This is a genomic window from Paenibacillus sp. NPDC093718 (assembly GCF_050279985.1).
Taxonomy (GTDB): domain Bacteria; phylum Bacillota; class Bacilli; order Paenibacillales; family Paenibacillaceae; genus Paenibacillus_AQ.
This window is the reverse complement of record NZ_JBNNUS010000001.1, coordinates 472,685-489,242: the sequence shown is the minus strand read 5'-3', so window position 1 is coordinate 489,242 and position 16,558 is coordinate 472,685. Positions and strand designations below refer to the sequence as shown.

Annotated in this window: 13 protein-coding genes; 12 read left to right on the top strand and 1 reads right to left on the bottom strand. The window is 51.9% G+C overall.

Features of this window, described 5'->3' with window-relative positions:
- Nucleotides 1–22: 22 nt before the first annotated feature.
- From ACQKPA_RS02340 to ACQKPA_RS02305, 8 genes are all read left to right on the top strand, one after another.
- On the top strand, nt 23–1,624 hold the full coding sequence (locus ACQKPA_RS02340; RefSeq protein WP_427489043.1) for an ABC transporter substrate-binding protein: 1,602 nt from the start codon (nt 23–25) through the stop codon (nt 1,622–1,624).
- 83 nt (nt 1,625–1,707) lie between these two features.
- Nucleotides 1,708–3,183 (top strand): glycoside hydrolase family 32 protein, encoded by a 1,476-nt coding sequence (locus ACQKPA_RS02335; protein ID WP_427489041.1) that lies wholly within the window; start codon nt 1,708–1,710, stop codon nt 3,181–3,183.
- A gap of 34 nt (nt 3,184–3,217) precedes the next feature.
- The gene (locus ACQKPA_RS02330) at nt 3,218–4,102 is read left to right on the top strand and encodes an ROK family protein (RefSeq protein ID WP_427489039.1); all 885 of its coding nucleotides are present in this window, start codon (nt 3,218–3,220) and stop codon (nt 4,100–4,102) included.
- A 90-nt stretch (nt 4,103–4,192) separates the two neighbouring features.
- Nucleotides 4,193–8,011 carry a GH32 C-terminal domain-containing protein gene (locus tag ACQKPA_RS02325; RefSeq protein ID WP_427489037.1) on the top strand — a complete coding sequence of 1,273 codons (3,819 nt, stop codon included), beginning with the start codon at nt 4,193–4,195 and terminating at the stop codon, nt 8,009–8,011.
- A 251-nt stretch (nt 8,012–8,262) separates the two neighbouring features.
- A complete protein-coding gene (locus ACQKPA_RS02320) occupies nt 8,263–8,880 on the top strand; it encodes a ribonuclease HII (RefSeq protein ID WP_427489035.1) in 618 nt (205 codons plus the stop codon).
- Nucleotides 8,881–8,960: 80 nt separating this feature from the next.
- On the top strand, nt 8,961–11,000 hold the full coding sequence (locus ACQKPA_RS02315) for a hypothetical protein (protein WP_427489033.1): 2,040 nt from the start codon (nt 8,961–8,963) through the stop codon (nt 10,998–11,000).
- A complete protein-coding gene (locus ACQKPA_RS02310) occupies nt 10,997–11,308 on the top strand; it encodes an EscU/YscU/HrcU family type III secretion system export apparatus switch protein (protein ID WP_427489031.1) in 312 nt (103 codons plus the stop codon). Before ACQKPA_RS02315 ends, ACQKPA_RS02310 begins: the two co-directional genes overlap by 4 nt.
- Nucleotides 11,308–11,691, top strand: a complete 384-nt coding sequence (locus ACQKPA_RS02305; protein ID WP_427489029.1) for a YraN family protein — start codon at nt 11,308–11,310, stop codon at nt 11,689–11,691. The genes ACQKPA_RS02310 and ACQKPA_RS02305 overlap by 1 nt, the downstream gene beginning before the upstream one ends.
- Nucleotides 11,692–11,954: 263 nt before the next feature.
- Here the strand turns inward: ACQKPA_RS02305 and ACQKPA_RS02300 are convergent, their stop codons facing one another.
- Entirely contained in the window at nt 11,955–13,568 is a 1,614-nt protein-coding gene (locus tag ACQKPA_RS02300) for a YifB family Mg chelatase-like AAA ATPase (protein WP_427489027.1), read from the bottom strand.
- A gap of 448 nt (nt 13,569–14,016) precedes the next feature.
- On the opposite strand from ACQKPA_RS02300, the gene ACQKPA_RS02295 reads away from it, so the two are divergent.
- The 4 genes from ACQKPA_RS02295 (at nt 14,017) to ACQKPA_RS02280 (ending at nt 16,516) form a co-directional block, all read left to right on the top strand.
- Nucleotides 14,017–14,193 (top strand): hypothetical protein, encoded by a 177-nt coding sequence (locus ACQKPA_RS02295; protein WP_427489025.1) that lies wholly within the window; start codon nt 14,017–14,019, stop codon nt 14,191–14,193.
- Nucleotides 14,194–14,221: 28 nt separating this feature from the next.
- On the top strand, nt 14,222–14,425 hold the full coding sequence (locus ACQKPA_RS02290; protein ID WP_427489023.1) for a hypothetical protein: 204 nt from the start codon (nt 14,222–14,224) through the stop codon (nt 14,423–14,425).
- Nucleotides 14,426–14,485: 60 nt separating this feature from the next.
- Nucleotides 14,486–14,656 (top strand): hypothetical protein, encoded by a 171-nt coding sequence (locus tag ACQKPA_RS02285; RefSeq protein ID WP_427489021.1) that lies wholly within the window; start codon nt 14,486–14,488, stop codon nt 14,654–14,656.
- 324 nt (nt 14,657–14,980) lie between these two features.
- Nucleotides 14,981–16,516 (top strand): extracellular solute-binding protein, encoded by a 1,536-nt coding sequence (locus ACQKPA_RS02280; RefSeq protein WP_427489019.1) that lies wholly within the window; start codon nt 14,981–14,983, stop codon nt 16,514–16,516.
- The last annotated feature ends 42 nt before the right edge of the window (nt 16,517–16,558 follow it).

Genomic DNA, 16,558 nt, shown 5'->3' with positions numbered 1-16,558 from the left:
CATGATTCGGGAGGTCATTGATATGAATAAGAAGAGATCAAAGAAACATATCAGTAAAAAAACGGTATCCCTCACAGCTCTGGCAGCCGTACTGCTCTTGTCCGGGTGCGGCAAGGGCGGGGAAGCCTCAACTGAGTCGCCGGACGGTAAGGTGACCTTGAATGTCCTGACGCAAAGCTCGCCGCTGGCTCCGGCAGACCCTAACGAGAAGCTGATCAACAAGCGGCTGGAGGAGAAAACGGGCATTCATATCCAGTGGAAGAACTATACCAGCGATGTGTTTGCGGAAAAACGCAATCTGGCCGTGGCGAGCGGGGATTTGCCGGATGCGATTTTTGACGCCGGGTACGGAGATTACGATCTTCTGAAATTGGCAAAGGATGGAGTCATTATCCCGGTAGAGGATTTGATCGAGCAGCACATGCCGAATTTGAAAAAGGTGCTGGAGGAAGCTCCGGAATACGTCAATATGATTACGGCGCCGGACGGACATATTTATTCCTTTCCATGGATCGAGGAGTTGGGCTCGGGGAAAGAGCGAATCCAATCCGTGGATAACTTCCCCTGGATCAACGTGGAGTGGCTCAATACCCTGGGGCTTGACATGCCAACCACAACGGAAGAGCTGAAAACCGTATTGAAAGCGTTCAAAACACAAGATCCAAACGGCAACGGGCAGGCGGACGAAATACCGCTATCCTTCATTAATAAGCCGGGTGGCGAGGATCTGACATTCCTGTTTGCTTCTTTCGGGTTGGGCGAGAACTGGGACCACACCGTTGTTACGGATGACGGGAAGGTGGTGTTTACCGCTGCAGAGGAGGGGTATAAGGAAGCAGTAAACTTTATCCATGAATTATACAAAGAAGGACTTATCGATATCGAAGCATTCCAGCAGGATTGGAATACCTACCTGGCCAAAGGCAAAGACCACCGGTACGGGATGTATTTTACATGGGATAAAGCCAACATCACGGGCATGAACGATACATATGACCTGATGCCGCCGCTTGCAGGACCATCCGGTGAGATCAATGTGACGAGAACGAACGGGATCGGTCTTGACCGGGGAAGATTGGTTATTACCAGCAGTAACAAGAAGCTGGAAGAAACGGCAAAATGGATCGATGCGATGTATGAACCGCTCCAATCGGTTCAGAACAACTGGGGGACTTACGGCGACGATACCCAGCAGAATATTTTTGAACTGGACGAAGCCAAAGGGATGCTGAAGCATCTTCCGCTTGAAGGCACGGCTCCGGTAGAGCTAAGACAAAAAACAAGCATCGCAGGGCCGCTTGCGATCCTGGACGAGTATTATGGCAAGTACACCACGATGCCGGATGATGCGGCATGGAGACTAAAACTGATGAAGGACGTCATGGTACCGCACATGAAAGCGGAGAATACGTACCCGAAAGTGTTCTTCTCCATCGACGAGTTAGATCGCTTATCCACAATTGAAGCGGATTTGTTCCCTTATTTGGAAAGAATGCGCACCGAATGGTACCAGAATGGAAAAGTAGATCAGGAATGGGACGCTTACCTGAAGGAGCTGGATCGACTTGGACTTCAGGAGTGGCTGACGATCAAACAAACGGGATACGACAGAAACATGAAGTAAACGTATGGTATGCGGCCGCCGTTGATGCATATCGTTGAAGTACGGTCGTAAACCCAAATAACAATAATGAAGGAGATCGCCAAATGTCTATCACAGAACAACAAAACTATCGAAATGCCTATCATTTTTCACCACATAAGAACTGGATGAACGATCCCAACGGCATGGTCTATTTTAAAGAAGAATACCATTTGTTCTATCAGCATCATCCCATGGGCACAACCTGGGGGCCCATGCATTGGGGGCATGCGGTCAGCAAGGATCTGGTGTCCTGGGAAGAGCTTCCCATCGCTCTAGCGCCGGATGAGCACGGCACGATCTTTTCAGGTAGTGCGGTTGTGGACTGGAACAATTCCAGCGGGTTTTTCGATGAAGGGCCCGGGCTTGTGGCGATTTTCACGCATCATGACGATTCGCCGGGCGCAAATCGAATCGTTCAGTATCAAAGTCTGGCGTACAGCAAGGACGAAGGTAGAACCTGGACGAAGTATGACGGCAACCCGGTCCTTAGCCATGACAGCTATGTTGATTTTCGGGATCCGAAAGTGTTCTGGCATGAGCCTTCATCGCAGTGGGTGATGATAGTGGCGTGCGGCCAGACGGTATGTCTCTATCAATCTTCGAATTTAAAAGAGTGGGTATTTGCCAGCGAGTTTGGCGAAGGCATCGGATTTCATGATGGAGTCTGGGAATGTCCGGACCTGTTCCCCCTTACTACGGAGGACAATAAAATACGATGGGTCATGCTTGTCAGCATTGGGGATGATCCGGCCTATGTCGAGGGCTCCAGAACGCAATATTTCATTGGAGACTTTGACGGGACAACGTTTATGCCGGATGAACGCTCCAAAGGTGAGGTGCGCTGGCTGGATTATGGCAGAGATAATTATGCCGGGGTCAGCTGGTCCGACATTCCTGCAGCGGATGGCAGAAGGCTGTTCATCGGCTGGATGAGTAATTGGAAATACGCAAACCTGACACCAACGGATGGTTGGAGGGGGGCCATGACATTGGTGCGGGAACTCCAGCTGGAGACGCTGGAAGGCGAAGTCACGGTAACGCAGCAGCCGATTCGTGAAATTGAAGCGTACCGCACCGAGTTGCTTTCCTTGCAGGATATAGCCGTGGATGAAGCGGTTGCCCGGTTAACGGATGTGCGTCTGGAGAGCTGCGAAATCCTTGTCCGCTTTCATACAGCATTTTCACTTGGTTTCAAAGTAAGGACAGGGTTGGGACAAGAGACGTTGGTCGGTTGGGATGCAAGGTCGGCCGAGGTGTACGTGGATCGCACACGTTCAGGGCGGGCTGATTTCCATAAGGATTTCTCCGGTAAGCATTCGGCGCCGCTAAAGACATCGGGCCCTATGCTGGAGATGCGGATTTTCGTGGACCGTTCGTCCGTGGAATTGTTCGCAGATCGCGGGCAGGCGGTGATCACGGATTTGATTTATCCTGATCCTGCTTCAACGGGAATAACCGTATTTGCCGATGATGACCGGAAGGTTGTAGAATCCCTCCATATCTATAAGGTTTCTTCATCTGGTGGCCAGTTAAAGTAATATGAATCGATAAGGGATAAGGAGATCCGGCAGTATGCGTATTGGAGCAATGGAAGCGGGCGGCACCAAATTTGTCTGCGGTATTGGAAATGAAGACGGAATCGTCGAAGACAGCATCAGCTTTCCGACAGGACAGCCGGAAGGCACATTATCCAGAGCCATTTCCTATTTCAAGGATCATGAGATAGAAGCCATTGGCATCGGGTCATTTGGACCCATCGATCTGAAACCGGACAGCCCGACATACGGATATGTAACGTCAACACCGAAACATGGATGGTCGCAGGTAGATGTCCTCGGTAAGATGAAGTCGCATTTAGACATTCCTTATGGCTGGGATACGGATGTCAATGCAGCTGCTTTGGGAGAAGCGACTTGGGGAGCAGCCAAGGGGCTGAACAGCTGCGCTTATTACACGGTGGGTACAGGTATTGGTCTTGGCCTTTATTCTGAAGGTCGGCTTGTTCATGGATTGGTTCATCCCGAAGGCGGGCATGCTCCCGTTAAACGTCATCCCGAAGACGCCTTCGCAGGAACCTGTCCTTACCATGGAGATTGCTTGGAAGGATTGGCAGCAGGGCCGGCGCTTGAAGCCCGATGGGGTTTGAAAGGGCATCTGCTGCAAGCCGGCCATCCTGCTTGGGAAGTCGAAGCCTATTATGTAGCGCAGTCCATAACCGGACTGATTCTGACGAATTCCCCGGAGAAGATCATACTGGGCGGCGGCGTCATGCAGCAAGCTCAGCTGTATCCCTTAATTCGTGCCGAGGTGAGGCGCAATTTGAACGGATATGTGCTTGCCGACGAAATCGTATACGACATCGGAAATTATATTGTTCCTCCGGCTTTAGGCACCCAATCCGGCTTATGCGGCGCATTGGCGCTGGGAATCCAGGCATGGCAAGATTCGCAATCATAAACAGGTTCGTCATTAGGAATTCAGCCCGATTGTTCGGGCTGTTCCTTCCTATATATAACGTGTGGCAATGAAATAAAGAGAGGTGGATATATGAAATTACCGCTGGATGTACATGCGGCGTTGCTGCGCACGGTGTCTGCGATCACGATGACCTTGTTGCTGGCGACAAGCGTCTTTCCGGGTTCGGCATGGGCAACGTCAGCGATCCATGAAGAGAATGCAGCTTTGAAGGGGAAAGGAGAAAATGACATTTTTGAAAGCGCATCCAATGTGAATACCAACCTCGAAGGGTGGCAGTTGAAGGGCAACGGCAAGATGGAACAAACGGCAGAAGGTTTACGGCTTAGCTCCGATTCAAGTGAGAACGCAGCGATGATCTCCGCAACCAGAGCGGATGATTTTGTATATGAAGCCGATGTGATGATTACGGATATGCAAGCAGATGCTTCGCTGGTCTTTCGTTCAAGCGTTGACGGTTGGTCATCGTATATGCTGCAAATCGTGCCAAGCGCAGGCTTGATTCGCCTCAAGGATGCCCGCGAAGGGAACGGAAGATTGAAAGTGGAAAAAGCGCTTTCGTTTAGTCAAGGGGAAATCGTTCACCTTAAGGTCAAGGTGGTAGGAAGTAATATCAAGGTATATTGGGGAAGCCAATATGAACCTATAATTGAAGTCGAGGATACGGCTTATTCCACAGGATACCTGGGTCTTCATGTGTGGGACGGTTCCGCTCTGTTTCAAAACATCAAGGTGAGCGAGTGGAAAGGCAACCTGTTCGGACCGGCAACTACGAGCGGGGACTGGCAGCCTGACATCAAAGGGCTTAAGGGATCGGCATCGGACGGGCTCGAAGCCTACAAGATCTATAAGAATGCGGCTGCGGATTACGTGCTGGAAGGCAAAATCACCTTAGGGGGACAGGCTGAAGCCGGGTTCTATTGGAGAGGGAACGATCAAGGAACGGAGGGATACGAAGCCGTATTCAGGAGAGAGGATGATGATCAGGTCCGGGTAACGCTGGAAACCTCGGATGGAAAGGTGATTGGCGCATCGAGCCGTACCTACCCAAGCCTGCCGACAAGTGCGCATCATGTGGAGATCCACGTCTCCGGAGACAGAATTCAAATCGTTGTGGACGGTTATGCTCCCGCTGCGATCAATGTATCCGACGGAAGTTACGCGGGCGGATCGATCGGGATGAAGGTAAAGTCCGGAACGGCTTACTTTCAGGACGTGTACGTAACCCCGATGGAGGATTATTATACGGAGAAGTATCGCCCGCAGTATCACTATAGCCCAATCCGAGGCTCGGCAAGCGATCCGAACGGATTGGTCTATTTCGAAGGGGAGTATCATCTCTTCCATCAGGACGGAGGCCAGTGGGCGCATGCGGTCAGCCGGGATCTGGTGCATTGGAACCGGCTGCCGATCGCACTGCCTTGGAACGATCTCGGACATGTCTGGTCAGGTTCCGCCGTAGCCGATACAACGAACGCTTCAGGTCTGTTCGGGGATTCTGGAGGGAAAGGGCTCATTGCCTACTACACATCCTTCAATCCTGATCGGCCGGGCGGGAATCAGAAGATCGGACTTGCGTACAGCACCGATCACGGACGGACTTGGACGTATTCGAAAGAACGGCCGATCCTCATCGAGAACCCGGGCAAACAGGGCGAGGATCCCGGAGGATGGGATTTTCGCGATCCCAAAGTGGTTCGGGATGAAGCCAACAACCGCTGGATCATGGTGGTATCAGGGGGAGATCATATCCGCTTCTTTACCTCCGACAATCTGGTTGATTGGACCTTAACGGACCATTTCGGGTATGGGGAATATATCCGTGGAGGCGTGTGGGAATGTCCGGATCTGTTTCAACTTGCCGTGGACGGCTCCGGTCAGCGCAAATGGGTGTTGATGATCAGCAGCGGCGCTAATCCGAACACTCAAGGCTCCGATGCGGAATATTTTATCGGCGATGTGACGCCAGACGGCAAATTTATGAATGATCATACGGCGGGGACCGTGCTGAGAACGGATTGGGGCAAGGAATTCTATGCCTCCATGTCCTTCTCCGACCTGCCGGACAATCGAAGAATCATGCTGGCATGGATGACGAACTGGGATTATCCCTTCAGTTTTCCGACTTCGGGCTGGAAGGGTCAGATGACCATCCCTAGAGAGCTGTCGCTCCGAACGACGAGTGAGGGGATACGTCTGCACCAGTCTCCAATCTCTGAGCTTGAGCCCCTCCGGAATACGGTAATCCATGTGAACAACAGGGAAGTGACGGAGACCTCGCAGAATGTGTTAAAGGGAATTCAGGCCGGCGCGTTTGAAATCGAGGCGGAAGTCGAGATTCCGACAGACAGCAGCGAGCTGGAATTCGGCTTCCGGCTGCGGGAAGGCGGCGGACAACAGACGCTGGTCGGTTATAACAACTCCACGCATCACATGTTCATTGACCGTTCGGCATCGGGAACCACGGATTTCTCCAGCCTGTTCTCGACCGAACACAAAGCTTTGCTACACCCCGTAGATGGAGTGGTCAAGCTGCGCATTTATGTCGATGAATCTTCAGTAGAGGTGTTTGGCAATGATGGAAAGGTTGTGTTCTCGGATGTTATTTTTCCGGATCAGGCCAGACGCGGGATGAGCTTCTACACCCGAGGCGGCCAAGTGAAGCTGAAGTCCCTTCAGGTGCATGAGCTGGATTCCGTGTGGAGGCATCTGGATCTTTCGGAACCTGCTTCCCGCATCCTGTTGGATTCATACGAGCTGGACCTGTCCCAGGGACAGACCGAATCGCTGTACGCAGCCGTGGATCGTGTTCAGGGCAACGGGAAGAAACCTCTGGTATGGACATCCAGTCATCCTGATACGGTCCGGATTGTATCATCCGATGAGACACATGCCGTATTAAAAGCTGTGAATGCGGGAGAAGCCGTCATTACGGCCTCAACCCCAAACGGAAAAATATCGGCGAGCACCCGCGTGTTAGTCTCGAACGGAACATTCAAAACGAATCTGACGGGATGGAAACCGGATCTCAAGGCCTCGAAGTGGGTCCTAACCGAGCATGGAATCCGGGGCAGCCATTCAAGCGATGCCAATTATATGGCGCAAGAGAAGGCAGGAGACTTCACGTTCGAAGGAGACGTGCGGCTTGGGGAAGCAGGCGGTGCCGGATCCATGCTGTTTCGGGCAAGCGGGGACGGCCGCAGCGGATATTATCTGAATATGGACCCTGGTATGAAGGCGATTCGGCTCTTCTACATGGTCGAAGGGCGATTCGAGGAGCGTCAGGTCCTGGCCAGAGTCCCCAGCTTTATCGAAGGGGGAAGAACCTATCACCTGAGGATTGAAGCGAAAGGTCCGCATATTCAAGTCGACGTGGACGGGAAGACGGTGATCGATGTCATGGACGGAACATTTGCCGAAGGGCATTTTGGCGTCAATGTGTTCGGCGGACAGGCTTCCTATCAAAACGTCTTCGTCCGTCATTCGTCTGAAGCTCGTCTGACGAAAACGAGCTTCACGAACGAAGCCTTGAACCAGGTGATCTATACCGAAAAATCCGTAAACGGCGAACCCGTTACCGTGAAGGAATCAACAGGTACGGGCAACCCGCTATGGGTATGGGTGCCAACGGGAGAGGAAGGCACGTATTCCATTCGCACGCCGGAAGGGAAGGCTTTGGATGTGGATACCGGACAAAACCGAATTCAGTTATATACGTATCTCGGTTACAACAATCAGCGGTGGAGAGTGGAACGTCAGGAAGATGATACGGTAACCATCCGATCCGTACACGATGGACGGGCGCTTGCCGTAAAGGCTGACGGTTCGGGGCTGGAGTTGATTGTGCCGGATGCCGCTTCGGATCGTCAGCGATGGCGGCTTGGGCTCTGAAGCCAAGGGACGATAATCGAATAAGGGGAAGAGCTGCCGCAGCCGGCGGCTCTTTTTTTTTCGGGGGTTATAACCGATGGTTCGGCGATGGACGAACCAATTCCTGCCGGGATGCGGGCAGGGATAAAAGGGTGACGCTCTGTGGTGAGTGTGATAATCTAGAAGAGTTACTAGATTGATAGAATAGATGGGATACACCGTGTGTACGAATAGGTAACAAACGGTAATTCGGAACCAAAGGGGTTAAACCTATGACAGATTTATTAATGTACGAGCGAGAGTATTGGAGCCGTTATATACATATTGCAGGCATCGACGAGGTCGGCCGAGGCTGTTTGTTCGGCGACGTGGTCGCTGCAGCGGTCATTATGCCGGAGGGGCTGGTCATTGAAGGAATTAACGATTCGAAGAAACTCAGTGCCAAGAAGCGGGAGACCCTCTATGACCTCATTATGGAACAGGCACTGGCGGTTGGCGTTGGTTTGGTGGACGCTGAAACGATTGATCGCATCAACATTAAACAAGCCGCAAGGCTTGCCATGAAGATGGCGATCGAGCAATTGGCTGTTACTCCCCAGTTTCTGCTTGTTGATGCCGAGAAGGTGGAATGCGATATTCCCCAGCGTGCCATCATTAAAGGCGATGCTAACAGTCAGTCCATTGCCGCGGCCTCCATTATTGCCAAGGTTACTCGCGACAGATTGTGCGAAGGGGAATGGGAGGCGCGTTATCCGGAATATGGAATTGCCGTACATAAAGGCTACGCTACCAAGTTTCACCGTGAACAGCTGCAGCTGCACGGACCTACCGCGATGCACAGAAGAAGTTTTCTGAAAAATATGGAGATTGAGCAATTGTCCCTATTCTAGATTTCGATGCAGCCCGCCCTCGTCAAAAGGCGGGCTGCTGCCGATATATAAGGTATACAGAAGGTGTGGGAGGAACTATCGTGAACATCGGATCGTTGATTCGCGGACTCCTGGGCGAGCAGAAGCCGGGAGACGCCAAGACGTTGGAACTTAAGCCGGGTCAAGTCGTTCGCGGTGTCGTTATGAACGTATCGGAGGACGGGCAGGAAGCTGTGGTGCAGATCCAGGGCGTTCAAGTGAAGGCGAAGCTGGAAACGCCGCTTCGAGCCGGGGAAACCGCTCTTCTGCAGGTTCAGCCGCCAGGAGAGGGAGGGACGGCCGTTCTCAAGCCGCTTAGTCAAACGCCAGGACAGCCGCTGTCCCCGTCTTCCATGGCTGAGGTGCTGGATTTTGCCGGACTTCCGGATACGAAGGAAAACCGCGAAATGATCAAGGGTATGCAGAGCGCGGGAGTCCCGCTGACGAAGGACAATATCGCCATGTTCCGTGAGGCATTGGCCGTGAAGCCTCCGCAGATTCCCGCGGCGGAATGGGCGGAGTCGGCTGCGATCGCGTTTCACCGCGGACTGCCGATTACCCCCGAAAGCGTGAAGGGACTGCATCAGGCGGTATTCGGACCCCAGCTGCATCAGCTGCTGCAGTCGCTGGAGCAGCAGCTGGCGTCTGCTTTAAGCAACGGTACTGGAAGCGCAGCGGCTGCCGGGAAAAATGCAGCGTCCGCTGCGCCATCGACGGCAGCTGGCGCAGTGGGGATCGCTGCCGGGCAGCAGCAAGGAGCGGCTGCGAATGGCACAGCCGGCAGTGCAGCACAGGCCGGCTCAGGTCAGCAGGCGCTGCTGACTAAGCTGCAGGGCCTGCTGCAGCAGCTGCGCGGCGAGCTCGCGCAGCCATGGGCCAGCGGCGGCACGGCAGCGCCTGCCGCCGGACAACCCGCCGCCGTGCCCACAGGGCCGGCGGCAGCTCTTGGCGAAGGGGCCGCAGGCCCTTCGCCAAAGCCGCCCACCCCCAGCGCGGAGCCGTGGGTGGGGCGGCTCTTGAAGCTGCTCGGCGCGGAGCACGAGCAGCAGGCCCTGCGCGGGGCCGGGACGGGCCCCGCGGGCGAAACGGCGCGCAGTGGCAGCGCCGCAGCACCAGCCGGGCAGCCTGCGGCGGCGCCCGGCAGCACGGCCGCGGGCGCGGCTCCCGGCGCCGCCGCGCCCGGAGCGAATGCGGCCGTGCCCGCATCGGCTGCTGCTCCAACGGCAGCAGGCGCGGCTGCCCCGCCTCCTGCTGCAGCTCAGCCAACCGCTGCTGCTAGTCAAGCAGTCGGACAGGCAGCAGCATCACTGCCAGCACCCACTGCCCCTGGCAGCAATGGCACAGCAGCGAGTACGCCAGGGGCCCTCGCTACGCCAGGGAATGCGGCGAATACGGCGAATGCGAACCAACAAGCTGTTCCGAATGCTCAGGCCGGTGCCGTGAATCAGCAGGGCTTGACGCAGCCGGTTGTGCCATCCGGCCAGCAGTATTCTGCCCAAGGCGTACAACAGGTTGTCATGGCCTCAACGCAAACGGGTGAATCGGCGCTTGCCCTGCAAGACACACTGAAGGGAGTATTGCTTCAGGTGTTGTCCAGCCAGGAAACGCCGCCTGCGCTAAAGGAAGCGGCACAGCAACTCGTTCAGCATTTAACAGGCCAGCAGCTCTTGCTAAACACCGATCGAACGGCACCGTTCGCGCAGGTCACGATGTTTATACCTCTGCATGGGGTCGACGGGGAACAGACGGCATCCGTACATATTCAATCACGCAGAGGCCGCAAAGGCGAGCTGGATGCGACCAACTGCAGGCTCTTGTTCGACTTGGATATGAAATTTCTGGGTCCGACCTTGATCGATGTGCAGGTCGTTGATCGGATTGTCAGCCTCAGCTTTAGGAATGATCAAAGGTACGCCGCGGAGCTGTTTGAGGGAAAAAAAGAAGAGTTGGCTCAAGCTGTTTCGTCTATCGGCTACCAATTGCTCAGCGTAAAAACAGAACCGCAGCCCTTAGTTGTCCCGCCTACTTCAGACACGTCCGTGCAGGGAACGGCAGCAGAATACACCCCGCAAACCTATAAAGGGGTGGACATGCGGATATGACCAAGCAAGAGAAAGAGCAAGGGCAAATAACAGCCATGAAAAAGGCAGTCGCCCTTAAATATACGCCCGGCGAGAGCGAAGCGCCGGTTGTGGTTGCCAAAGGGCAAGGGAAATTGGCGGAGTCTATATTAGACAAAGCTAGGGAGCATGGCGTCCCTGTCCAGGAAGATGCAGCTTTGGTGGAGATTCTCTCCAAGCTGGATCTGGATCAGCAGATTCCCGAGGAGCTGTACCAGCTTGTAGCGGAAGTGCTGACATATGTTTATCGTGCGGATCGTCAAGCGAAAGATGGAGGGATGATGCCATAATGAACTCGCCTTCCGGCAAAAAGAACAGCCGCAAGCAAAAAGGAGCCGCTGCCGAAGAGCTGGCGGCTGCTGCCCTTATTGAAAAAGGATACCGGGTTCTGGACCGGAATTGGCGCTGCCGCTTTGGAGAACTGGACATCGTTGCCGAAACTGGGGAGACCCTTGTGGTGATTGAGGTCAGAAGCCGAAGCGGAACGGCCAGCTTCGGTACGCCTTCCGAGTCCGTGAACGCCCGCAAAGTGATGCAGGTCCGAAACACAGCCGAGCAGTACGTTCATTCTAAGCGTTATTATGAACGGCCGATCCGGTTTGATGTTATCTCCGTTATTCTTCGCGCAGATCTGACGCCCGTCTCGATGGATCATATCGAGAATGCATTTTAGATGGATACGATCCAAAGCATCTATAGGGATTACACTAAAAAAAAGAAGGTGATAGGGGCCGAGCTCCATCACCTTCTTTGCGCAGGTCAGATTATTTATTCATTAGGAGCAAACCTTCAGACGGTTGTTGTCCAGATCATATCACTCCCCGGCTTTATTTTTTTAATCCAGTTCAAGATTGGCTCCCTCTGTCCTGTTTTGGCTATCGGCAGGTAACACTTCATTAGTCATCGCTTCGATGACCATAGGCTGTCGACTCCATTTCACAAATGAGTGGTTTCATCGGCGGTGATATACTGGCGATCCAGCTGACGGTATTGAATCGCTTCTGCGACATGCTGGCTCTGTATCCTATCGGATGCTTCCAAATCGGCGATGGTTCTGGCCAGCTTCAGGATTCGGTCATAAGCGCGCATGCTCAAGCCCAGCGTATCGATTGTCGCTTGCAGAAGCTCTGCCGAGTCCTTGTCCAGCACCGCATGGTTCCTCAGGAAGCTGCCGAACAGTTCGCTGTTCCAGCTGAACGGTAGCCTGCTGTAGCGATCCAATTGAATCCTTTGTGCCGCATAAACTTGATCCCGCATTTGCTTGGAGGATATAGGTGTTGCGCCACCAGGCCATTCCTTCGGCCGAGGCACGTCCACCTGAAGGTCGATCCGATCCATCAAGGGCCCCGATATTCTAGCGCGATATTGAGCAATTCGAGTAACGCTGCACGTGCAGCGTTGATGAGGGTGATCACTGCCGTAATAACCGCACGGACAGGGATTCATGGAACAAGCGAGCATGAAGTGCGCAGGGAAGGTAAATACCGCTCGTGCCCGGCTGATGGTTACTTCGCGATCCTCCAGGGGCTGTCGCAGCACTTCCAGCACATGCCTCGAGAACTCAGGAAGCTCATCCAGGAAGAGAATGCCTTTATGGGCCAGACTGACTTCTCCCGGTTTCGGAATGGTACCGCCTCCGATGAGCCCGCCGGCGGATATGGTATGGTGAGGAGACCGAAAGGGACGTCTGGTCATTAACCCATCGGATGGCTTTAGCTTTCCGGCAGCACTGAAGATTTTCGTTGTGGTCAACGCTTCTTGGTCCGCCAGCGGCGGCAATATGGTGGGGAGGCGCTTCATGAGCATCGTTTTACCAGTACCCGGGGGCCCAATGAGCAGAATATTGTGCATGCCTGCGGCAGCAATGGTCAGGGCGCGTTTGATATGCTGCTGACCGATCACATCTCTATAGTCTTCCAGCTGCTTGTCCTGTAGACCGTCCGCTTGCGTTCTGCTTGGATGCGTGGCCCGATCATATCTGAGCTTTGCCAGCGAAACGGTAGCGATGGTTGCTCCTCCAGTTTCACGGTTATCGATAACTTCATCTGATCCATCCTGGACGAGCTCATTCAAATGCCTGAGCCCATAAACCTCGATCCCCCCGATCAATGCAGCTTCCGGGGCATTTTCGCTCGGAAGAAGAACTCCGGCGTATCCTTCCTTTTTCGCTTGCTCCACCATCGGCAACACTCCTGTGATGGGTCTCAGCGTACCATCCAGTGCGAGTTCGCCAAGGATCAACATTTGCCCGGCATTCGAAAAGGTCCATTGCTCGCTTGTCAGCAATATGCCGACAGCGATCGCCAGATCGAAGGAAGAGCCCTCTTTGCGGAGATCTGCCGGTGCTAGATTAACGGTTACCCGTTTTAAGGGATAGGTAAAACCGCAGTTTTTAATCGCTGCCCGAACCCGCTCAATGGATTCGCGAATGGAGGAATCGGGCAGACCGATGATGGAAGTTTGGGGAAGTCCGTTCGCCAGGTCTACCTCGACCTGGATGACAACGCCGTCAATGCCGTGCAAGCAAGCGCTATGAAGTTTTCCGTACATAAATGAAAGCACCTCATTTCTGATATCAGTGGATTGAATCGCAAAAGAACATCCAAGAATCGAAATGGGTGCTTCCTCATTTTCGCTGGGTGACTCTAGTCCGTATTGTAAAAGTTTACCTCCCGACTGTCAATTCGAGCTCTCCTACAAGAGCTCTCATTGCGGGCAACAGCCCAGCTGTAGTGCTGTTAAATAGTAAAACGGAACAAGTTACCCTTCCAGCCAGTTATTAAAAATAGCATTAAGCTACCTTTATTGTAATTCTGAGAGCATCCAAAAAAGCTCCTCCAGTATAACTGGAGAGCTTTTACTATTTTATAAATATAGCAAACTGATAAAGATATCAAATAAAAGACCATTTTAATAGATTTATAGTGTTAGCCTGTGTCACTTCTCAAATCTATTAATACAATTTGGTATAAACCAAAAATGAAGGGAGTCAATTGAGATGAAGGATGTTTTTGCAAAAGCAAAAGTAAAACTAAACGAAACTGAATCTACTAAGCTTATGCATAAATTAGGTTCAGATCCTATTTTTGCCAAAAACTATAAAGATATTATGTTGAAGAAAAATGAAAACAAAGTTGCCCTCTTTCTTAAAAAAAATGGTTTTCGACTAAAATAAATGCGGTTTATGAAAGGGGGTGAACGATATGGTAAGTAGAGGAGACACAATCCACATTCCATCAAGTAAAGACGAAATGCTTAATTTGAAACGAAATACCAGAAGCAATACAATTAGCATTCCCTCTGATAAAACAGAAGCCCTCTATTCACGTCCTCTTAACAATAACCGCAGCTTTAAAAATACACCGCACTATAACAGACAACAGTTCAGTGACAGCAATGAAGAATGAACAAAAGAATGTTGGCCTCTTGATGATTCATATTGAAAAATATGAAAGGAGGTGAGCTCTATGAATCCACTGGCTGGAGTTGGGATTGGAACTTTTGTTCTTGTATGGTTTAATGGCTCGGGTTTTATCGGAACATTTTACCAAGGAACACAGTTTGGGGTTGCGACATTTTTGATTGGAGGTTTCCTGGTTCGTGTTCCCCTGCATCGAACTGTTGCAGTAGCAACATAAAGCTTATATGAATGATTCTATAAATTATTTGATCCTACTGGCTATGCCAGTAGGATCATTTACAATTGGTTTTTATAATCTGTAAGAAAAGAACCCTTGATCGACACCGCCCGCTGTTAATGTTGCAACGACCTGACCTGGAGCGGTGAATGTACCATAATTCAGAAAGTTGTCACTTCTTCAGAATCGTAGCTACAGGCAATTACGGGAAGGAATGTGAATAGTCAATGCACGGTTCCGGCAAGTAGAATCAAAATCATAAAACGACATGCTGCTTTAAAAAGTAGCTGGCGTTACATCATCATACATAAGGGAGAGGGTTGCGTGAACATTTGGAACCGAAAGCTCGGGTTGGTGGCATTGGCCGCCGTCATAACCGGCACATTATTGAGCGGATGCTCAAAAGAAAACGCGGTAAAAGAGGAGAATCCTGAAAACGCCGCCTTAGGCAAAGAAGTCACACTAGAAATGATGACCTTCTCTCATACGAATTGGCCTTATAAGGAAAACTGGCCGATTTACAAGTACTTAAAAGAAGAGACCGGCATCACCTTCAAGGTACAACCCGTGATGAGCGATTACACCACAACGATGAACCTGGCGATATCCTCGGGCGAGATACCGGATCTTATGATGGTCAACAGCTTGAACGCCGCCAACACGCACGGGGAGAGCGGGGCATTTGTCGACTATTTCGAGCATTTGGAACAGATGCCGAACTATAAGAAGTTTCTCGAGGACCATCCGGAAGTGAAGGCAGCTATTTTGTCTCCCGAGGGGAAAAATTATTTTATGCCGTTGTATGGACTCGAGCAGCAATCCAGGCGGTCATGGCTTTACAGAGACGATATATTCAAAAAACACAATCTGACGCCCCCGACGACATATGACGAGCTGTACACTGTCGCGAAAAAATTAAAGGAATTGTACCCGGACAGCTTCCCGATTGCGGTTTTTAACGGTTTGAGTCCGCTGGTCAATATGGCACCGGCGTTTAATACCAACAGCAGCTACTATTACGATTTCGAGAAGAATGAATGGCGCTATGGTCCGACAGAGGACAACTACAAGAAAATGGTTGAGTATATGAATAAATTTTATACGGAGGGCTTGGTTGCGCCTGACTTCATGGCACATAAACGCAAGCAATTTAACGATCTGCTGCTTCAGAACAAATCGTTTATCGCCAGCGATTATATCGGCATCATGGATGAACTTCCGTTAATGCTTGGGGATAAGGCATCCGAGTTTAGTCTCGATTATATGGTTCCTCCTGTTGGAACGCCGGATGGCAAGTCCCACAATGTATTTGCCGGATTGCAGTCCGACGGCTTTGCGGTGGCGGCAAATTCCAAGGAGCGGGATCGGCTGCTGAAGTACCTTGATTTCTTGTTCTCCCCCGAAGGAATTGAACTGGCAACCTGGGGCAGGGAAGGCGAGACGTTCACAACCGAGAACGGGGTTCGCAAATTCAACCTGGATTACAAAGAGTTCGGCGACTTGAGAACCAAGACGGGTATCGCTACGATCGGAGCGCATACGGTATTGGATATGAAGGCGTACGAGTCCATGTATTCCCCAAAAATGCGGGAAGCGATGACCATCGCTCCAGACCATGAAACGAAACCGCAGCCAAGGCTTGCATATACGAATGAAGAAAATGAAGTGCTCAGCATGGTCGGCGAAACGGTGAAAAAGTTCCATGAGGAGCAGACCGCCAAGTTCATTTTAGGACAGAAACCGATGGATGATTGGGATGCTTACGTGAATGAAGTGAACAAGCTTGGCGTGCAGCAGGTGCTGGATGTTCATAAAAGTGCTTATGAGCGGACGCAAAAGTTCTTGAATGAAACCAAGTAATTGATATCTGCGCGGCATGCCGCAAGATGAGCGCACTGCTTT